The organism is Gordonia sp. 'Campus' (assembly GCF_022206305.1).
In the GTDB taxonomy this organism is placed as follows: Bacteria; Actinomycetota; Actinomycetes; order Mycobacteriales; family Mycobacteriaceae; genus Gordonia.
The window spans coordinates 273,599-292,934 of the sequence record NZ_JAKOIW010000002.1 but is presented as its reverse complement, the minus strand read 5'-3'; the positions used below and the strand labels follow the sequence as shown (position 1 = coordinate 292,934).

Below are 19,336 nucleotides of genomic sequence, written 5' to 3'. Positions count from 1 at the left end.
AGGTCGACGACCTCGTGACCCGGATCCGCGTAGGGTCAGCGCCACTCGCGGAGGGCCGCGATGCGCTCCTTGAGCTGGTCCGCGCTGGCCATCGCCGTCGGCGGGCCACCGAGCCGCGTGCGGAGTTCGTTGTGCACCATGCCGTGGGGCTTGCCGGTGCGGTGATGATGCATCGCGACGAGGGTGTTGAGCTCTTTCCGCAGGGCGTGCAGGTTGTCCCCGGTGGTGCCCGGTGCGCGTCCCGGCGTGGGCTGTTCGGTCGGCGACGGCGTCTCCGCGGCGGTCGTCCGCGCGGTGACCTGATCCTCTTGACGCTTGCGGAGCAACGCCCGTACCTGGTCGGCGTCGAGCAGCCCGGGCAGCCCGAGGTAATCGGACTCCTCGTCGCTGCCGGCGAACGTGGCCGTGCCGAACGACGTGCCGTCGAAGATCACCTGGTCCAGCTCGGCGTCGGCGTGCAGGGACTGGAAGGTGGGCTCGTCCTCCCCCGGCTCGTCCTGCTGCTTGTTGGCATCGATGAGGAGCTGATCGTCGAGCCCGTCGCTCTCCCGGTGTGGCTTGCCCAGCACGTGGTCGCGTTCGACCTCCATCTGGGCGGCGAGATCCAGCAGCACAGGTACCGAGGGCAGGAAGACACTCGCGGTCTCGCCCGGGCGCCGGGACCGCACGAAGCGCCCGATCGCCTGCGCGAAGAACAACGGCGTCGACGAACTCGTCGCGTACACGCCCACGGCGAGCCGGGGCACGTCGACGCCCTCGGACACCATCCGCACCGCGACCATCCATTCGTCGGTCGACGCCGCGAACTGTCCGATCCGCGACGACGACTTCGGATCGTCGGAGAGCACCAGCGTGGGTGGTTTGCCCGTGATCGCCGTCAGCAGCTCGGCGTAGTCACGTGCGGCGGTCTGATCGGTCGCGATGACCAGGCCGCCCGCATCCGGGGTGCCGGTGGCGCGCAACTGACCCAGGCGCGTGTGCGCGGCGGTGAGCACCGCCGGAATCCAGTCGCCGTGCGCGTCGAGCGCCGTGCGCCACGCCCGGGTGGTGTGTTCGGCGGACAGGGGCTCGCCGAGACGAGCCGTGTACTCCTCCCCCGCGCTGTCGCGCCAGCTCGCCTCACCCGAGTACGCCAGGAACACGACCGGCCGGACGACGCCGTCCTTGAGCGCATCGGCGTAGCCGTAGGTGTGGTCTGCCTTGGACCGCTGGTGTCCGCCGGCCTCGGGCTCGTAGGTGACGAACGGGATGGGCGAATCGTCGGATCGGAAGGGCGTTCCGGTGAGGAGCAGGCGACGCTCGGCGTCGTCGAACGCCTCGCGGATGGCCTCGCCCCACGACTTGGCGTCACCGCCGTGGTGGATCTCGTCGAGGATGACGAGGGTCCGGTAGTTCTCGGTGCGCACACGGTGACGAGCCGGGTGTGCGGCCACCTGCGCATAGGTGACGACGACGCCGTGGAAATCCGAGCTCGTCTGGCCCGCGGCGTTGGTGAACCGCGAATCGAGTGCGATACCGACCCGCGCCGCGGCCTCGGCCCACTGATGCTTGAGATGTTCGGTCGGCGCGACGACGGTGATCTTGTCGACCGTCCGGTCGTCGAGGAGCTCACGGGCGATGCGGAGACCGAAGGTGGTCTTGCCCGCGCCGGGGGTGGCGACCGCGAGGAAGTCCTTGGGCTTCTGCGTCAGGTATTTGGTCAGTGCCCGACGCTGCCAGGCCCGGAGCTGGAGTTTCGGTCCCGGAGGTGCGGTGCCAGTGGCGCTGGCGGAGGGTTCGGCTGACGTCACCTGTGTGCTGCTCCTGACGGCGTGCGGGTTCCCTGCCGGGCATGAAATGACCCCTCGCGTGCGGGACCCGCGCCCAAGGGGACCCGACAATCGTACCGCCGCCCGCCGACGGTTTCCGCATCGCGACACCGCGTCCGGGAGCCGCCGAGACCGCGGCGGGCGCGCGATCCGAACGACTCGCCTGGTGACCCGGGTACCCATCTGCACCGCGGATCGGGGATATTGAACTCATCACAACGCGAAAGAGGAACCCGGCACCGCTCGCCGACGACACGTCGTCGGTGACTGCGCCGCGCCCATCCGGCGACCCCCTCTCGCGACGGACCCGACGCCGGGTCGCGTCACCGGGCCGGTCCGCACCCGCGGTGTCGGGCACGGTCACCGCGCCGATCGGTGGCGACGCCACCACCGCACCACTGCGCACACCGCGACGGCCGGCACCCGCGTCCGGTGATGTCGAGGTCCTCACGGCGGGGCCCACCCCGACCGGACCGTCGCGCGCGGGTACGGACGACCGGCCGCCGGACGTCACCCCGAGACCGGACGATTCAGCCCCCGACCAGGACCGCAGCGGCACCGACGACCCGGTGCCCGCGGCCGCGACGGCTCCCGGCCTCCCGGTTCTGCCCAACATCCACCGCGTGGTCTGGCGCACGATCGTCAAGTCCTGGGACGACGGCATCATCGGCTGGGCGGCACAGGCCGCGTTCTGGCAGGCCTTGTCGCTGCCACCGCTGCTCCTCGGCCTGCTCGGTTCCGTCGGGTACATCTCGGGATGGTTCGGGCCGGACACCGTCGACGTGATCTACGCGCGCATCGTCGACTTCGCCGAGCGGACCTTCACCCCCACCGTCGTCGACGACCTGATCATCCCGACCGTCGACAGTGTCCTGGGACGAGGACGCATCGGCCCGATGTCGGTCGGATTCATCCTGTCGCTGTGGGCGGGATCGTCGGCGGTGTCCTGTTTCATCGCCTCGATCGCACACGCCCACAACCAGCACGAGGTCCGACACCCGGTGTGGCAGCGCTTCTTCGCACTCTTTCTCTACGTGGGGTTCCTCAGCGTGGCGGTGTTCCTGCTACCGCTGGTCGCGCTCGGCCCCAACTACCTCCGCGCGATCGTCCCCGAGTCGTGGGGGTCGTTCATCACGACCGCCATCGACTACGGCTACTTCCCGTTCGTCGCCGTCGTGCTGCTGTTCGTCCTGACGACCCTCTACCATCTGGCGCTGCCCAATCCGCTGCCCTGGCACCGGCTCATCGGCGGCGCCATCGTGGCAGGCGTGTTCTTCTGGGTCGCCAGCTACGTCCTGCGGATCTATCTGACGAAGATCACCGAGGCGGGGGTGTCGTACGGCGCGCTCGCGACCCCGATCGCCTTCCTGCTCTTCACGTTCTCACTGGGATTCGGCATCGTGATCGGGGCCGAGTTCAACGCCTCGGTCCAACAGTTCTGGCCCGCCAAGGAGTCCACCACCACGCAGGTCCGTCATTGGGTGAACTCGCAGACCTCCGACTTCACCGGTCAGCTCCGCACCCTCCCCGACCGGTTGTCGTCGGGTCCGATCCGGCGCCACCCGCGCGACCGCGACTGACCGATTGCGCGGCTGACCGGCCCCCCGGCCGGCCAGCCGAGCGATCACTTGCGCATCTTGGCGTAGATCTTCTTGCACTTCGGGCACACCGGCGAACCCGGTTTGGCCGAACGGGTCACCGGAAAGGTCTCGCCGCACAGCGCGACGACATGACTGCCCATCACGGCACTCTCGGCGATCTTGTCCTTCTTCACGTAGTGGAAGAACTTGGGGCGGTCGTCGTCGCCCCGGTCCGTCGCGTCGGCATCAGGACGCTCGTCGGTCTTGGTGTCGGACCATTCGTCGAGGTCCGGGCGTTCGATGGTTTCGGTTCCCATGCCTCCATTGTGCGTCACCGGCTCTCGGTGCGTCACACGGTGGGCGCGGATGCCCGTGGGTGCAATCGATGAACGAAAGTGGGACAGTGGAGAAGGTGTTCGAACAAAGGGATGACATGGGTGACAGCAGCGCACCGCACGCAGACGACTTCGGTCGTGCCGGTGCGAGACAGGCGGTCGGCGCCGAGACCTACCTGATCACCGACGCACCGGACTCCCTCGAGGCACAGCATCGGGCCCGTGTCCGGAAGTATCTGTTCCTCATGGCATTTCGAGTCCCGGCACTGCTGATCGCGGGTATCGCCTACAGCCTGACCGGGTCCGGTCTGCTCGCCCTGGCAATCGTCGCCGTCTCGATCCCCCTGCCGTGGATGGCTGTCCTGATCGCCAACGACCGTCCGCCCCGCAAGCGCGGCGAGGTGCCGCAGTACAAGTACGGGGCCGACCACCACGTCGTCGGGCCGCCCGCGCTCACCCACACCGAGCATCAGCTGTCGCGCACCGTCGACGGCCACGTCGTCGACCCGGACGACCCCCACCGCTGACGCCGCGCCCGGCGGGGTCTTCCGCGTACGGGCGAGCGCGTTCCCACGCGCGCGACATCTCAGCAACTTCTCAGCCGCTTGTCGACTCGAGAAAAAGAATTCGCAGGTCAACCAAGCCTCCGGCAGGTTTGCGCCGAATCACTCTCGGGAACTATCGGCCACACATGGACGTTGGACCCAGTGAACGCACTCAAGTCAGGAGGCCGCATGTCACGCTCGACAGTTGCACGTTCGACCCCGACCAAAGGATTCGCCGATCCCACCCCTCCGGGTACCCGGCCGGCGATGACCGAACAGGATCTCGACGCTCAGTCTCCGGCGGCGGATCTGGTCCGCGTCTATCTGAACGGAATCGGTCGCACCGCTCTCCTCAATGCGGAGCAGGAGGTCGAACTCGCCAAGCAGATCGAGGCCGGCCTCTACGCCAAACACGTTCTGGCGACCAAGAAACGGCTCTCGGCGGTCAAGAAGCGAGACCTGGCCACCATCGTCCGTGAGGGCGAAGCAGCCCGGGCGCATCTCCTCGAGGCCAACCTGCGCCTCGTGGTGTCGCTGGCCAAGCGCTACACCGGCCGCGGCATGCCGCTGCTCGATCTCATCCAGGAGGGCAACCTGGGTCTGATCCGCGCCATGGAGAAGTTCGACTACGCCAAGGGCTTCAAGTTCTCGACGTACGCCACCTGGTGGATCCGCCAGGCCATCACCCGCGGCATGGCCGATCAGAGTCGCACGATCCGGCTCCCCGTCCACCTCGTGGAGCAGGTCAACAAGCTGGCGCGCATCAAGCGAGAGCTCCATCAGCAGCTCGGACGTGAGGCCACCGACGACGAACTCGCCAACGAGTCGGGCATCCCCGCGGAGAAGATCGCCGATCTGCTCGACCACAGCCGGGACCCGGTGAGCCTCGACATGCCGGTCGGCAGCGACGAGGAGGCACCCCTGGGCGACTTCATCGAAGACGCCGAGGCCACCTCCGCCGAGAACGCCGTCATCGCCGGTCTCCTGCACTCCGACATCCGTGCGGTGCTCGCCACCCTCGATGAGCGCGAGCAGCAGGTGATCCGGATGCGTTACGGCCTCGACGACGGTCAGCCCCGCACCCTCGACCAGATCGGCCGCATGTTCGGGCTCTCCCGCGAGCGCGTGCGTCAGATCGAACGCGAGGTCATGGGCAAGCTGCGCCACGGTGATCGCGCCGAACGTCTGCGCGCCTACGCGAGCTGATCGTCCGCACGCAGTACCGCCTCCGCAACTGAGTCGTCCGTCTCAACCGAGTCGCCTGGGCCCGGTGTCCCGTCTGTCGGGCACCGGGCCGACGCGTATCTCGGCGTTGAGGACCGCGGCCCCGTCCACCGACGCCAGGATCGGGTCGCAGAAGACCTCTCGGACCTCCGGGATGTCGTCGACGAGGGTCGAGATCCGCAGCAGCAGGTCGACGAGCGCTTCCTTGTCGGCAGGCTCCTCTCCGCGGTACCCCGACAGCAGCGGCGCCGAGCGGGGCTCGTCGATCAGTTCGCGGGCGTCGAGTTCCGACAGCGGGATCGCCCGGTACCCGTGATCTCCGAGCAGATCGAACGTCCGCCCGGACAGCCCGAAGGACATCACCGATCCGAACGACGGGTCGTCCTCGACGCGGATGACCGTTCCGACGCCCTTCGGCGCCATCTTCTGCACGTGCAGCACGGAATCACCGGTGAGTTCGGTCAGCTCGGCGAACGCCGTGACCACCGTCGTCGCATCGGGCAGGTCCAGTCGCGCACCCTCTCGATCGAGGCGCCCCCGCCATCGCGGAGACGTCGCCTTCACCGCGACCGGGAAACCGAGTTCGCGCGCCGCGGCGGATGCCTCGTGCATCGTGGTGACCTCGCGGAACGGCACCACGTCGATGCCGTACCACCGCAGCAACTTCGCCGATTCGACCTGGCCGAGCAGACGTTCGCCGGGACGCCGCCCGGCACCGCCGTCCGGCTGTGCGTCGGCGCCGGACGCGCCGGCGGGAGCCGCGTCGACGTCCATCGCCTCGCGGACGTACATACGTGCCGACTCGGGATCGGTGCCCTCGGCGCGGTGCACCACCGACTCTGGCCGCATCGTCCACCGCGCGTACTGCCATGCTCTGGCGAGTGACGCGGCCGCACGTTCCGGCGAGCCGTACGACGGGATCGATCCCTTGTCCGGCATGCCGTTGGGGCCGGGTCTGGTCAGCCCCGGCGGGATGCCGTCGACGGCGAGGAACGTCGTGACGATCGGCTTCGCACCGTCGGCGTCAGGTGTGTTGGCGGCGGCCATCAGGGCGCGTGCGTGCCAGTCGGCGCCGACGGCCACGGGCGGCACGAAGACGACGATGATGGCATCGACTCCCGGATCGGCCATGGCCGCCGAGACGGTCAGTTCGAACTCCTCTTCCGAGGCCCCGGCACCCAGGTCGACGGCGTCGACGACCTCCAGACCCCCGCTGCGGGCGGTGTCGGCGGCCAGGCTGCCCAGGACCGAGGAGTTGCCGATGATGCGCACCCGCGGCCCACGCGGCAGCGGTTGATAGGCGAACAGAGCGGCGCAGTCGAACAGTTCGGGGATCGTGTCGACCTGGATGACCCCGGCCTGCTCGAGCATCATGCGGGCGATCTGGTCGTCCAGCGTGGCCGCCGACCGCGCGGCCCGCACCGGTGTCATCGCTCCACGTCCCGACTTCACCGCGATGATCGGCTTCGAGCGCGAGACCCGTCGCGAGATCCGCGAGAACTTGCGCGGGTTACCGAAGCTCTCCAGGTAGAGCAGGATCACGTCGGTGGTGGTGTCGGTGTCCCAGTACTGCAGGAGATCGTTGCCGGAGACGTCGGCGCGATTGCCGGCGGAGACGAACGTCGACAGACCGATCTGGCGTCGGGCCGCCGTGTCGAGGATCGCGATGCCGAGTGCGCCGGACTGACAGAAGAACCCCACCCGGCCCGCCGCCGGGATGCGCGGTGCCAGCGTGGCGTTGAGAGCGATCGACGGGTCGTTGTTGGCCACGCCCAGGGCGTTGGGGCCGACGAGTCGCATCCCGTGTTCGCGGACCTGCGCCACGAGGCGGCGCTCGTTCTCGAGCCCCTCTTCCTCCCCGGAGTCGCCGAAACCGGACGACACCACGACGAGTGTGCGCACGCCCTTGACGAGGCAGTCGTCGAGGACATCGTCGACGCGGGCGGCCGGCACCGCGACCACTGCCAGATCCACCGGGTCCGGGATGTCGCGCACGGTCTCGTAGGCGCGGATACCCCGCACCGAGGGCGGTCGCTCGCGAGTCCGACGCCGGTTGGACGAACGTTCCCGACCCGTGCCGGGCACACCCGGACGCGTCGGCCCCGGGTCCTCCTCCACCCGAGCGGGACCGTTGACCGGGAAGACCGGCCCGGTGAAGCCGCCGGCGATGATGTTGGCCAGCAGGGCGTTGCCGACCTTGTTCGGGTCGGTGGAAGCGCCGATGACCGCCACCGACGTCGGCCGCAGCAGGTTCGCCACGCTGCGCGCCTCGGACGCGCGTTCACGTGCGTTGCGCACCGACAGCAGCGCCTCGGTGGGGTCGATCAGGAACTCGACGTGCACCGTCGAACCGTCGAAGCTGCGTGCGAGCTGGTAGCCGGCGTCCCGGAAGACCGCGACCATGTTCGGGTTCTCGCTGAGCACCTCGGCCTCGAACCTGGTGAACCCGTTCTCGGCGGCGGCGCCTGCCAGGTGTTCGAGCAGGATCGGTCCGAGTCCGCGGCCCTGGTGTTCGTCGGCGACGACGAACGCCACCTCCGCCGACTCGGGTTTGCCGTCGAAGCCGAGGCCCTCGTAGATGCCGACGGCGATGATCTCACCGCCCAGCACCGCGACGATCGCCACGCGCTGCTGATGGTCGACGGTCGTCATCCGGGCGACCTCGCGCGGCGGCAGGGTCGGCGTCGGCCCGAAGTAGCGCATGTATCGCGTTCGCTCGGACAGCGTGGAGTGGAAGGCGACGATGCGGTCGGCGTCGTCAGGGACGATCGGGCGCAGGTGGACGACGCCGCCGTCGGAGGCCAGGACGTCGGCGATCCAGTGCCGTGGGTAATCCCAGGCGCTGCGTGGCTCCGGCTGGTCGGCCAGCGTCGCGGGGGCGCCCGATGTCGCCGGTGAGTCGTCAGTCACGGGGATCCTCCGGGTCGAGGCCATGGAGCGGGTACACCGCGCGGCGGGTGGCGAGGATCGCGCGGTCGGTCTGACGCTGGGCGTTGGCACCGACGCCCTCGGGCGGCTCCTGGCCGTCGTCGCCCGTCCACGGTTGATAGTCGACGATGCCGCCGTCGCCCATGACCGCGACCGGCGGGGCGGCGTAGTCGGAGTGCACCTGTTGGGAGATCTGCTCGGCTGTGGCGCACCAGGATTCGTCGATGGCCGCGGCCACGTCGACCTCGCGGTCGAGTGCGACGCCGAGCAGGTGTGTCCAGCTGCGCGGCACGACGTTCACCACGCCGTACCCGCCACCGCCCACGGCGATCCATCGGCCCTCGCAGTACTTGTCGGCGAGATCGCGCATCGCGATCATCGCGGCCCGCTGACCGTCGACGGTGAGCGACAGGTCGGTGAGGGGGTCGGCGCGGTGGCTGTCGGCCCCGCACTGGCTGACGATGATCTGCGGCCGGAACTCCGCGATCAGGGATGGCACCACTGCGTGGAAGGCCCGCAGCCACAGCCGGTCCTCGGTGTTGGGCATCAGCGCGAGGTTGACGGCGCTGCCTGCGGCGTCGCCGTCCCCGACCTCGGTCGGCCATCCGGTTCCCGGCCACAGCGTCGCCGGGTGCTGGTGCAGCGACACGGTCATCACCCGCGGGTCGGCGGCGAACTCGACCTGCACACCGTCGCCGTGGTGGGCGTCGACGTCGATGTAGGCGATCCGGTCGAAGCCATTGTCGAGCAGGTATCTGATCGCGATGGCGCAGTCGTTGTAGATGCAGAACCCCGCCGCGCGCGAGCGCATCGCGTGATGCATGCCACCACCGATGTTGACCGCCCGCGTCGCCGCCCCCGACACCACGGTCTGTGCGGCGGCCAGCGTGCCGCCGACCAGCAGACGGGCGGCCTCGTGCATGCCGGAGAAGACGGGGTTGTCCGCGTCGCCGAGACCGAACAGCCGCTCGAGCAGCGGGCCCGACAACGACGCGGTCCCGGAACCGACCGCGCGGACCGCGTCGATGTAGTCCCGACTGTGGACGACGGTCAGGGCATCGTCGTCGATGGCCTGCGGGGGTACGGTGTCGACGTCGTCGAGAATCCCCAAGCTCTGCGCGAGGGTCATCGTCAGCGCGAGCCGGACCGGGTTCATCGGATGGGTGTGGGCCCAGCGGTAGGACAGGAAGTCCTCGCTCCAGATGACGGCCGTCGTCATCGGGCGCTCGTAGTGTTGGTCACGGGTTCAGGCTAGTGGCACATGTCGCGCGGGTGCCACGGATGTGGTTTCGGGCACCGGCGCGTATGGTGACGCCGGTCGCACCGGCACGTGCGCGCGATGAGACCGCGGTCACCGGCCGCGGAGAGGGTAATCTTGGCGGGGACGAAAGGGATTGCGCACAGTGAACGACCTGGTTGACACCACCGAGATGTACTTGCGGACGATCTACGATCTCGAAGAAGAAGGCATCGTGCCCCTGCGGGCGCGGATCGCCGAGCGTCTGGACCAATCCGGCCCCACCGTGTCGCAGACCGTCGCCCGGATGGAGCGCGACGGTCTCCTGCGTGTGGCCGGCGACCGTCACCTCGAGCTCACCGAACGGGGTCGCACGCTCGCGGTCGCGGTGATGCGTAAGCACCGTCTGGCCGAGCGACTGCTGGTCGATGTGATCGGGATGCCCTGGGATCAGGTTCACGAGGAGGCCTGCCGCTGGGAGCACGTCATGAGCGAGAACGTCGAGCGCCGGTTGCTCGCCGTCCTCGACAACCCCACGACATCGCCCTACGGCAATCCGATCCCGGGCCTCGAGCTCCTGGGGGTCGAGGTGTCCACGTCCGACGACGGCGCCACCCGCCTCGCCGACCTGCCGCCCGGTGAGACCGTGCCGGTGATCGTGCGCAGGCTCTCCGAGCACGCCCAGTCCGACACCGGGCTCATCGGCGCCCTGCGCGAGGCGGGTGTGGTTCCCAATGCGCGTGTGACGGTGTCGAATTCAGCGGGCACCATCACCATCGACACCCCGGGACACGATGGACTCGAACTGTCGGCCGACATGGCCCACTCGGTGTTCGTGGAGAAGGTCGTCGAGAAGGTCTGACGACCACGGTCACCCGGCGGCGCGCAGTGTGACCGCCGGGATGGACACCCCCAGTCGGGCGGCGACGGCGTACGAGGTGTCGATCATGTCCCAGAGTCTGCTCGGCCGTACCCCGTTGCGGAGCGCGGTGTCGAGCAGGTTCGCCATCGCCGCGTCCGGGTCGCACTCGATCGCCACGTCGAGCGCGGCGCCGGCGTAGACCCCTTCCCCACCGATGTAGTGCAGGTGCGCCAGCAGGGTCGCGGCGCTCGCCCGACCCCGGCCTGTCAGTCGTCGGGTCAGCTCCCGCCAGACACGCTCGGCGTGTTCGCGAAACGCGGTGACGGCCAGCGCCATCGCGGCGTCGCGTACGTCCAACCGCACGATCGCCTCCTGTAACCGGGCGACGGTCGCACAGTCCAGTGGCAGATTCGCATCGACGACCGAGTCGATCACCAGGTCCAGCGCGAGCGCCGACACTCCCGGGTCATCGGAGTCGGAGGCGTCGTCTCTGCCGGCCGCGGTAACCCGCTGCGGCACGATGCACCCCGCGCAACCGGGTCCGGGCCGACCCGGACCACACTCACCCTCGACCGGATCGAGCATCGCCCGTATCTCCGAACGACGCAGCAGGATTCGCCGGCCCGATCGGACCATCTCCGCCACGGCCGCGGCACATGTGTGCGGGTCGTCGAGGAGCCCGCAGGCCTCCGGGGTCACGTCGACCGCCCATGCCCGGCCGTCCGGGCACCACGTGACCGTCCAGGGTGCCCCCGCGACGAACTCACCGATCCCGAAACCCGCGGCCACGCCGCCGAGCGCGGAGAAGTGCCGGTCGGCCATCGCGAGGATCCGCCGATAGCGGGGGTCGTCGGCCGGGTGGCGATCATCGGCGATGACGGCCACCACCTCCTCGGTCCCGTACGACTCCGTGATGTCGGCGAGTCCGGCGAGGACGGCGGACAGCTCCCGCGTGGGCGTGCCGTCGGGGTGGAGTGCCAGATCGTGGCGCATGGTGGCGGTGATGCTGCGGTCGGCGGTGAAGGCGATCACGATGATGGACCGCTCGGGAACGAAGCCGAGGGCGGCCGGGATCGCGGTGAGCAGAGTCGTCGGGTCGTGGGGACCCGGCGAGCGGGAGGGGGACGGGAGCGGCATGCGCATCAGCATCCGGCCGACGGCGGCCCCGCGAACCCGCCCCGCCAGGCCTGTGGACAACCGGTCACGGGCCATCCACAGGCAGGCTCCGATCAGCCGAAGGCCGCCGCGGTCGCCTTCGTGAAGAGTTCGTCGAGCGCACCGGCAGCCTCGGGTGACACCGGACCTGCTGCGGGCCAACGATATTCGGCGTAGACGCGAACGTCGTCGTGCTGACCCACGAGGGCGAGTGTGCTCGTGGTCGACGGGACCCCGCCCCCGGTGACGATCGTCCGCCGGATGGTCGCCGTGTCGACCTCGCCCAGCACGGCCGACGGCGGCAGGACCTCGGTGGTGATGGTCGACGACGCCCCGTACGTGCTCGTGGTGATCGTCGGGCATCGCTTCGCCTGCTCGACCAACTCGTCGAGCGGGGCGTCCACGCCGGCGACGATCGTGGTGAGGGTCGCCCGCTCCCCCGGCCCGGGACCGAGGAAGGCCACCGCCCCGTCGGCGGACACCGCCGCCGGAGTGCACTCCGGCGGCGACACCTCGGTGTTCGTCTGTGCGGGCATCGGGGCACCGGTGACGTCGGCGAGTGCGTTCGCCACCGCAGACGGCGGGATGGGGCTCGCGCCGGCCGGGAAGTCCTGGGCCTTGACCGAGAGCGTCGACATGTCGGGGCTCGACGCCACCGGGTCGCCGGACACCGCGCAGCCGGACACCACGATCGTCGCGGCCACCACGCACGCGGCGGCCGCCAGGGGCACTGTTGGGCGTCTGCGGGCACGAGTCGGCAGGGTCACAACGCACCACTGTGCCATCGGCGGTCGAGGGATGCGCCCGTGACACACCCATCCGGGAATCACCGGCGCGCCGAGGCGGTTGGACTCCGATGATGCCCTGCCCGGGCACGGGGGCGATGCGGGTGGCTGCCGACGGGCACGGTGGGAGACAATGGACGTTCAGCTGTTCTGGAGAACCGCTGCTATGTGAAGGAGGGACGACGTGGACGAGCAGCCCGCGCGCGATGACGCGCTGTATGAACTCGCCTTTCCCGCTCCGCAGGTGACCAGGCCCGACGGCACCGGACCGGTGTTGATCCACGCGCTCGAGGGTTTCGCCGATGCCGGGCACGCCGTCGCGCTGGCGGCCGCCCATCTGCGCGACAGCCTCGAGTCCGAGCTCGTCGCGACGTTCTCGTCCGACGAGCTGATGGATTATCGCTCACGTCGTCCGACGATCTCGTTCAGCGGCGAGACCTTCACCGACGTCGAGATGCCCTCGCTGACCCTGCACGCCATCCGGGACAACGCAGGCAAGGGCTTCCTCCTGCTCGCGGGCTCGGAGCCCGACCTCCGTTGGGAGCAGTTCGTCGAAGCGGTCCGTCGTCTCAGCGACGGCCTCGGCGTGACCGACGTGATCGGCCTGAACGCGATCCCGATGGCCGTGCCGCACACCCGGCCGCCGTCGATCACCGCACACGGCAGCGACCCGGACGCCCTGGGCGACCTCCCTCGCTGGGGTTCGGCGATGAAGCTGCCCGCCAGCGCGTCGATGCTGCTCGAGTACCACATGGGCCGACACGACTACCGGGCCTCCGGGCTGTCGGTCCACGTGCCGCACTATCTCGCACAGACCAACTACCCGGCCGCGTCCGCGCGGCTGCTCGCCGCGGTCGCCGAGCTCGCCGGCCTGGAGCTGCCCCTCGCGGCACTCGACAGCGCGGCGGAGAAGGTACGCGCCCAGGTCGACACCGAGGTCGAGGGCAACTCCGAGATCGAGTCGGTCGTGTCCGCGCTCGAGACCCAGTACGACACCTTCAGCCAGGCCGCTCAGGAGCGGGCGTCGTTGCTGGCCGCCGAGGAGGAGCTGCCCAGCGGCGACGAGCTCGGTGCCGAACTCGAACGGTTCCTCGCGCAGCAGGTGGAGAACGGGGACTCGGGGCGCGGAGAGACGGGCACCGGGAACACGGGCGACGGCGGCACCGGGGACGAGGGTCCGCAATCACCGATCTGATCCCCGCGGCCTCGACGCATGTTTTGGTCCCCGCCGACGACGAGGACACCGCGCTGGAGCGGTACACCGAGTGGTGGACCGGACGGGGCCTGGAGCTCTACGAGCACCAGGAAGAGGCCCTGCTCGAACTGCTCGCCGGCAGCCACGTGATCTTGGCGACCCCGACCGGGTCGGGTAAGTCGCTGGTGGCCGCGGGCGCGCTCTACTTCGCGCGGTGCCGCGGCGAGCGGGCGTTCTACACCGCCCCCATCAAGGCGCTCGTCAGCGAGAAGTTCTTCGAGTTGTGCGCGATGTTCGGCGCCGATCAGGTCGGTCTGCTGACCGGTGACGCCGCGGTGAATCCGAATGCGCCGATCGTCTGCGCGACAGCCGAGATCGTCGCCAACCTCGCACTCGCCGCGGGCGGCGATGGTGACATCGGCACCCTGGTCGCCGACGAGTTCCACTACTACGGGGAACCCGATCGTGGCTGGGCCTGGCAGGTCCCCCTCATCGAACTGCCGTCGACACAGTTCCTGCTGATGTCGGCGACGCTGGGCGACGTGTCCTTCTTCGTCGACGATCTGACAAGGCGCACCGGGCGGGACACCGTCGAGGTCACCGGAGCCGAACGGCCGGTGCCGCTGCAACATTCCTACGCGATGACGCCGATCCACGAGACGATCGAGGAGCTCGTCGATCGGGGACGCGCGCCGATCTACGTCGTGCATTTCACCCAGGCCGCTGCCGTCGAACGGGCGCAGGCCCTGCTCAGTGCCAAGATCTGCGACAAGGCCGAGAAAGCAGCCGTGGCCGACGCCATCGGTGACTTCCGCTTCTCCACCGGTTTCGGCAACACCCTGTCCAAACTCTTGCGCGCGGGGATCGGGGTGCACCACGCGGGCATGCTGCCCCGCTACCGGCGGCTCGTGGAACGCCTTGCGCAACAGGGCCTCCTGAAGGTGATCGCGGGGACCGACACGCTCGGCGTCGGCATCAACGTCCCGATCCGCACGGTGCTCTTCGCCGGTCTCAGCAAGTACGACGGTCGTCGGGTGCGGAGGCTGCGTGCCCGCGAATTCCACCAGATCGCCGGACGGGCCGGGCGAGCCGGTTTCGACACGATCGGCTACGTGGTGGCGCAGGCACCCGACCACGACGTCGAGAACGCACGCGCCGTCGCCAAGGCCGGCGAAGACCCGAAGAAGCTGCGAAAGCTGGTCCGCAAGAAGCCGCCCGAGGGATTCGTCTCGTGGGGTGAGAAGACGTTCACGCAGTTGGTCGACGCCCCGGACGAGCCCCTGCGCAGCCACTTCCAGATGACCACGGCCATGCTGCTCGAAGTGCTCGGGCGTCCGGGTGACTGCTTCGCGGCGGTGCGTCATCTGCTCGAGGACAACCACGAGCCCCGCGACCGGCAGCTCCGGCACATCAAGCACACGATCGAGCTCTACCGCGGCCTCCGCGACGCGGGGATCGTCGTGCAACTCGCCGAGGCGGACGAGACGGGACGACACATCGCGCTGAGCGTCGACATGCCGGAGAACTTCGCGCTCACCAACCCGCTCTCCTCGTTCGCGCTCGCGACCTTCGAGATCCTCGACCCCGAATCATCCACCTACGCACTGGATGTCATCTCGATTCTCGAATCGACCCTCGAGAACCCCCGTCCGCTGCTCCTCGCCCAGCGCAAGGTCGCCCGCGACGCCGCGATCGCGGAGATGAAGGCCGACGGCATCGAGTACGAGGAACGCATGTCCCGACTCGAGGAGATCACCTGGCCGCAGCCCCTCGCCGAGGAGATCTTCGCCGCCTTCGACATCTACCGGCGCGGACACCCATGGGTGTCCTCGTTCCCGCCCGCACCCAAATCGGTTCTGCGGGAGATGCTCGAGAAGGCCATGACCTTCACCGAACTGATCTCCGGGTACGGTCTCGCCCGCAGCGAAGGGGTGCTGCTGCGCTACCTGTCGGACTGCTATCGCGTACTGCGGCAAGGCGTCCCGACCAGTGTGGTGACCCCGGAGATCGAGCGGATCGTCGAAGAACTGGGCACGATGGTCCGAGAGGTCGACTCGAGTCTCGTCGACGAGTGGGAGGCGCTGGCGGCCCAGGCCGCCGAGGCCGAGGCCGAGGCCGAGGCCGCCGCCCTCCGGCAGGACGCCTGACGCACGTCAGATCCGCGTGACCGCTCCCGTCCGCTCGACCAGATCCCCGATGACAGTGGCCAGTTCGCGATAGGCGTCGTCGTGGCGGGCCGCCCCGCGGAAGACCAACCCGATACGCCGTCCGGGGCGAGGCGCCGCGAACGTTGCGGTCGCGAGGTCGCCGGCGGCGGTCTCGGACGCGACCGCGGTCTGCGGTATCAGGGTCACGCCGAGTCCGCCCACCACGCAGTGCACCGCCGTCGTCAGGGACGCCGCGCGGGTCTGCCCGAGGTCGGGTCGGACCCCGGCCAGGCGGCACACTTCGAGCGCCTGGTCGCGCAGGCAGTGCCCCTCGTCCAGGAGCAGCAGTGGCAGGTCGGCGAGGGCGGTGGGATCGACCCGCCGCCGCCCGGCGAGCGCATGGCCCGACGGGAGGGCGAGGACGAAATCCTCACGGTAGATGGGGACTTCGACGAGGCCCGGCATCTCCACGGGCAGTGCGAGGAGCGCGACGTCGAGCGAGCCGGCTCGCAGTTGTTCGACAAGGCGCGTGGTCTGCTCCTCCACGACGCGCGGGGCGAGGTCGGGCAACCGCTCGCCGAGTCCGCGCAGCAGCGTCGGCAAGATATAGGGCGCCACCGTGGGGATCACCCCCAGTCGCAAGGTGCCGCGCAACGGGCGGCCCGCGCCGGCGGCGGCGGCGGTGAACTCGTCGACCGCCTCGGTCACCGCGATGGCCCGAGGCAACAACTCGGCGCCGTCCGCGGTCAAGAGGACACGCCGCGTCGTACGTTCCACCAGGGCCACACCCAGACCGGCTTCGAGCGCCGACAGCGCCTGCGACAGCGACGGTTGACTCACGCCGAGATCGGCTGCCGCAGAACCGAAGTGACGTCGGTGTGCGAGGGCGACGAAAGCGCGGAGGCCGGCCACCGTCGGCTGATAAGTTTTATCGGGCATGCCTATCAGTGTAGTGCTAATCATCACGTTTCGCTTTTGGCCAGGATCCGGCACGATGGTGCAGGTACGTCGCGAAACTCTTTCGCGCGCAGGTTCCGTACATTCACCAGCTGAAGGAGCGAAACATGGCCCTGCTCACCATCGGTGACCAGTTCCCCGCCTACAACCTCACCGCCGTCATCGGCGGCGACCTCAGCAAGGTCAACGCCCAGCAGCCCGATGACTACTTCACCACCGTCAGCTCCGACGATCACCCCGGTCAGTGGCGCATCGTGTTCTTCTGGCCGAAGGACTTCACCTTCGTCTGCCCCACCGAGATCGCCGCGTTCGGCAAGCTGAACGACGAGTTCGCCGACCGTGACACCCAGGTGCTCGGCGCATCGGTCGACAACGAGTTCGTCCACTTCCAGTGGCGCGCCCAGCACGAGGACCTCAAGACCCTCCCCTTCCCGATGCTGAGCGACCTCAAGCGCGAACTGGCCACTGCCGCAGGCGTTCTCAATGCCGACGGAGTCGCCGACCGCGCGACCTTCATCATCGACCCCAACAACGAGATCCAGTTCGTGTCGGTCACCGCGGGCTCGGTGGGCCGCAACGTCGACGAGGTGCTGCGTGTGCTCGACGCCCTGCAGTCCGACGAACTGTGCGCGTGCAACTGGAAGAAGGGCGATCCGACCATCGACGCCGGCGAGCTCATGACGGCCGGCGTCTGAGAGGAGAACAGATGAGCATCGAGAATCTCAAGAACGCACTCCCCGAGTACGCCAAGGACCTCAAACTCAACCTCGGATCCATCAGCCGGACCACCGCGCTGAGCGAGGAGCAGTTGTGGGGGACCCTGCTGTCGACCGCAGCGGCGAGCCGTAATGCCAAGGTGCTCAGCGAGATCGCCGACGAGGCCGCCGACACGCTCTCCGCCGAGGCCTACAACGCGGCGCTGGGCGCGGCGTCGATCATGGGCATGAACAACGTGTTCTACCGCGGGCGCGGCTTCCTCGACGGCAAGTACGACGACCTGCGTCCCGGACTGCGGATGAACATCATCGGCAACCCGGGCGTGGACAAGGCCGCATTCGAGCTGTGGTCGTTCGCCGTGTCGTCGATCAACGGTTGCGGCCACTGCGTCGCCGCGCACGAGAACACCCTGCGCGAGGCCGGCGTGGACCGCGAGGCCATCCTCGAGGCGCTCAAGGTCGCCTCGATCGTCAGTGGCGTGGCGCAGGCCATCGCCACCACCGAGGTACTCGCCAACGCCTGACAGACGTTGTCACACACGAAGCCCGGCTGCCGTTCCGGCAGCCGGGCTTCGTCGTGTCATGCGGGCGTCAGCTGAGCGCGGCGCGCATCCGATCGGCGAGTTCGCCGACCTGCTCGGTGGTCATGACGAACGCCGGGGACACCTGCAGCGCACCCTGACCCGCCGCGCGGGTGCTGACGCCGTGCTCGCGCAGCGTGAGAACCGCGGCCGGAGCGGTGGCGGGATCGGCGAGCTGGACCGCCGTGACCGCGCCGAGCCCCGTCCGGACCTCGGCGACCGCAGGCAGGTCGGCCAGCGGCGAGAGCGCCGTTGCAAGATCGCCTTCGAGGCGCGACGCCTCGGCGAGCAGGTTCTCCCGCCGGATGATATCCAGGTTGGCCAGGGCGGCGGCGGCCGCCGCGGCATGACCTCCGTAGGTGTACCCGTGACGCCACCACACCCCACCGGCGAAGAACGGCTCGGCGATCCGGGGCGCGATGAACACCGCTCCCATCGGCACGTAGCCGGACGTGAGTCCCTTGGCGGTGGTGATCATGTCCGGGTGCAGGTCGAAGCGTGCCGACGCGAACCACGAGTCCCCGCCGATCCGGCCGAACCCGGTGACGACCTCGTCGACGACGAAGAGGATGTCGTGTTCGCGGCAGATGTCGCGCACCTCGGCGAGGTATCCGTCCGGCGGGAGGTAGATGCCGCCCGCACCGATGATCGGTTCACAGAAGAAGGCGGCGATGTTGTCGGCGCCCACGCGCTCGATGAGCCCCAGCAGACTCTTGGCGTCGTCCCAGTCGACGTTCTGGACGTCGTGCATGAGTTCGCCGTACCCGTCGTGGTTCAGCGGGATGCCGGCCAGTGACGTGCCCGCGGCGTGCATGCCGTGGTAGGCCTTCGTGCGGCTGACCACGACCCGCTTGGACTCCCGGCCCTGCTCCACCCAGTAGCGGCGGGCCAGCTTGACCGCGGTGTCGATCGAGTCGCTGCCACCCGATGTGAAGAAGATCTTCGACCCCGGCACCGGTGCGATCGCGGCGAGTTCGTCGGCGAGCCTCAGGGTGACGTCGCTCGCGAAGTCGCCGAAGTTCGAATAATGCGCGAGGGTACCCAGCTGGGCGGCCACCGCCTCGGCGATCTCGGTGCGGCCGTGACCCACGTTGGTGAACCAGAGGCCCGCGGTGGCGTCGAGGTAGGAGTTGCCGTCGCGGTCCCAGATCCGCGCTCCCTCACCCCTGGTCACGACGAACGGCCCACTCGCGGTCACCGCGCCCATGTCGGCGAAACCGTGCCACAGCGACCCGTTATTTCCTGTGTTCGAACCCTCAGCCATGGACCCCATGATGCCGT

The 19,336-nt window shown here is 69.2% G+C and carries 16 protein-coding genes; 8 read left to right on the top strand and 8 right to left on the bottom strand.

What is annotated here, in order from left to right; all coding sequences use genetic code 11:
- Positions 1–35: 35 nt before the first annotated feature.
- Complete coding sequence (locus MAY35_RS03370) at positions 36–1,790, bottom strand: DEAD/DEAH box helicase (RefSeq protein WP_238419215.1); 1,755 nt, start codon at positions 1,788–1,790, stop codon at positions 36–38.
- Between the two features lie 389 nt (positions 1,791–2,179).
- Between MAY35_RS03370 and MAY35_RS03365 the strand changes: the two genes are divergently transcribed.
- On the top strand, positions 2,180–3,388 hold the full coding sequence (locus tag MAY35_RS03365) for a YhjD/YihY/BrkB family envelope integrity protein (protein WP_374237918.1): 1,209 nt from the start codon (positions 2,180–2,182) through the stop codon (positions 3,386–3,388).
- Positions 3,389–3,432: 44 nt separating this feature from the next.
- On the opposite strand, the gene MAY35_RS03360 is transcribed toward MAY35_RS03365, so the two are convergent.
- Positions 3,433–3,705 (bottom strand): DUF3039 domain-containing protein, encoded by a 273-nt coding sequence (locus MAY35_RS03360; protein ID WP_238419212.1) that lies wholly within the window; start codon positions 3,703–3,705, stop codon positions 3,433–3,435.
- A gap of 116 nt (positions 3,706–3,821) precedes the next feature.
- Between MAY35_RS03360 and MAY35_RS03355 the strand changes: the two genes are divergently transcribed.
- Both MAY35_RS03355 and MAY35_RS03350 read left to right on the top strand, forming a co-directional pair.
- Complete coding sequence (locus tag MAY35_RS03355) at positions 3,822–4,250, top strand: DUF3099 domain-containing protein (protein ID WP_238419209.1); 429 nt, start codon at positions 3,822–3,824, stop codon at positions 4,248–4,250.
- Between the two features lie 285 nt (positions 4,251–4,535).
- On the top strand, positions 4,536–5,474 hold the full coding sequence (locus MAY35_RS03350) for a sigma-70 family RNA polymerase sigma factor (RefSeq protein ID WP_238419398.1): 939 nt from the start codon (positions 4,536–4,538) through the stop codon (positions 5,472–5,474).
- Between the two features lie 42 nt (positions 5,475–5,516).
- Here MAY35_RS03350 and MAY35_RS03345 read toward each other — a convergent pair whose 3' ends face one another.
- Both MAY35_RS03345 and MAY35_RS03340 read right to left on the bottom strand, forming a co-directional pair.
- Positions 5,517–8,426: a GNAT family N-acetyltransferase gene (locus tag MAY35_RS03345; protein ID WP_374237917.1), complete on the bottom strand. Its 2,910-nt coding sequence runs from the start codon at positions 8,424–8,426 to the stop codon at positions 5,517–5,519.
- Positions 8,395–9,639 (bottom strand): acetoin utilization protein AcuC, encoded by a 1,245-nt coding sequence (locus MAY35_RS03340; protein WP_238419206.1) that lies wholly within the window; start codon positions 9,637–9,639, stop codon positions 8,395–8,397. Before MAY35_RS03340 ends, MAY35_RS03345 begins: the two co-directional genes overlap by 32 nt.
- A 184-nt stretch (positions 9,640–9,823) precedes the next feature.
- Between MAY35_RS03340 and MAY35_RS03335 the strand changes: the two genes are divergently transcribed.
- Positions 9,824–10,519, top strand: coding sequence for a metal-dependent transcriptional regulator (locus MAY35_RS03335; RefSeq protein WP_238419204.1), 696 nt, complete (start codon positions 9,824–9,826; stop codon positions 10,517–10,519).
- Between the two features lie 9 nt (positions 10,520–10,528).
- Here the strand turns inward: MAY35_RS03335 and MAY35_RS03330 are convergent, their stop codons facing one another.
- Positions 10,529–11,656, bottom strand: a complete 1,128-nt coding sequence (locus tag MAY35_RS03330) for a DUF4192 domain-containing protein (RefSeq protein ID WP_238419203.1) — start codon at positions 11,654–11,656, stop codon at positions 10,529–10,531.
- A 92-nt stretch (positions 11,657–11,748) separates the two neighbouring features.
- Positions 11,749–12,441: a hypothetical protein gene (locus tag MAY35_RS03325; protein ID WP_308192431.1), complete on the bottom strand. Its 693-nt coding sequence runs from the start codon at positions 12,439–12,441 to the stop codon at positions 11,749–11,751.
- Between the two features lie 202 nt (positions 12,442–12,643).
- Between MAY35_RS03325 and MAY35_RS03320 the strand changes: the two genes are divergently transcribed.
- The gene (locus MAY35_RS03320; RefSeq protein WP_238419201.1) at positions 12,644–13,654 is read left to right on the top strand and encodes a PAC2 family protein; all 1,011 of its coding nucleotides are present in this window, start codon (positions 12,644–12,646) and stop codon (positions 13,652–13,654) included.
- A 23-nt stretch (positions 13,655–13,677) separates the two neighbouring features.
- The gene (locus tag MAY35_RS03315) at positions 13,678–15,801 is read left to right on the top strand and encodes an RNA helicase (protein ID WP_238419200.1); all 2,124 of its coding nucleotides are present in this window, start codon (positions 13,678–13,680) and stop codon (positions 15,799–15,801) included.
- 6 nt (positions 15,802–15,807) lie between these two features.
- Here the strand turns inward: MAY35_RS03315 and MAY35_RS03310 are convergent, their stop codons facing one another.
- On the bottom strand, positions 15,808–16,740 hold the full coding sequence (locus tag MAY35_RS03310) for a hydrogen peroxide-inducible genes activator (RefSeq protein ID WP_238419199.1): 933 nt from the start codon (positions 16,738–16,740) through the stop codon (positions 15,808–15,810).
- A gap of 125 nt (positions 16,741–16,865) precedes the next feature.
- On the opposite strand from MAY35_RS03310, the gene MAY35_RS03305 reads away from it, so the two are divergent.
- On the top strand, positions 16,866–17,453 hold the full coding sequence (locus tag MAY35_RS03305) for a peroxiredoxin (protein ID WP_004019399.1): 588 nt from the start codon (positions 16,866–16,868) through the stop codon (positions 17,451–17,453).
- An 11-nt stretch (positions 17,454–17,464) separates the two neighbouring features.
- Positions 17,465–17,998: an alkyl hydroperoxide reductase gene (locus MAY35_RS03300; protein WP_004019398.1), complete on the top strand. Its 534-nt coding sequence runs from the start codon at positions 17,465–17,467 to the stop codon at positions 17,996–17,998.
- A gap of 67 nt (positions 17,999–18,065) precedes the next feature.
- Here the strand turns inward: MAY35_RS03300 and MAY35_RS03295 are convergent, their stop codons facing one another.
- On the bottom strand, positions 18,066–19,319 hold the full coding sequence (locus MAY35_RS03295) for an aspartate aminotransferase family protein (RefSeq protein WP_238419197.1): 1,254 nt from the start codon (positions 19,317–19,319) through the stop codon (positions 18,066–18,068).
- Positions 19,320–19,336: the final 17 nt, after the last annotated feature.

Coding starts and splice junctions, on each gene's coding strand:
- MAY35_RS03360 (WP_238419212.1), bottom strand. CDS start 3,705: ATGGGAACCGAAACCATCGAACGCCCGGACCTCGACGAATGGTCCGAC.
- MAY35_RS03355 (WP_238419209.1), top strand. CDS start 3,822: ATGGGTGACAGCAGCGCACCGCACGCAGACGACTTCGGTCGTGCCGGT.
- MAY35_RS03350 (WP_238419398.1), top strand. CDS start 4,536: ATGACCGAACAGGATCTCGACGCTCAGTCTCCGGCGGCGGATCTGGTC.
- MAY35_RS03345 (WP_374237917.1), bottom strand. CDS start 8,426: ATGGCCTCGACCCGGAGGATCCCCGTGACTGACGACTCACCGGCGACA.
- MAY35_RS03340 (WP_238419206.1), bottom strand. CDS start 9,639: ATGACGACGGCCGTCATCTGGAGCGAGGACTTCCTGTCCTACCGCTGG.
- MAY35_RS03330 (WP_238419203.1), bottom strand. CDS start 11,656: ATGCCGCTCCCGTCCCCCTCCCGCTCGCCGGGTCCCCACGACCCGACG.
- MAY35_RS03310 (WP_238419199.1), bottom strand. CDS start 16,740: ATGCCCGATAAAACTTATCAGCCGACGGTGGCCGGCCTCCGCGCTTTC.
- MAY35_RS03305 (WP_004019399.1), top strand. CDS start 16,866: ATGGCCCTGCTCACCATCGGTGACCAGTTCCCCGCCTACAACCTCACC.
- MAY35_RS03300 (WP_004019398.1), top strand. CDS start 17,465: ATGAGCATCGAGAATCTCAAGAACGCACTCCCCGAGTACGCCAAGGAC.
- MAY35_RS03295 (WP_238419197.1), bottom strand. CDS start 19,319: ATGGCTGAGGGTTCGAACACAGGAAATAACGGGTCGCTGTGGCACGGT.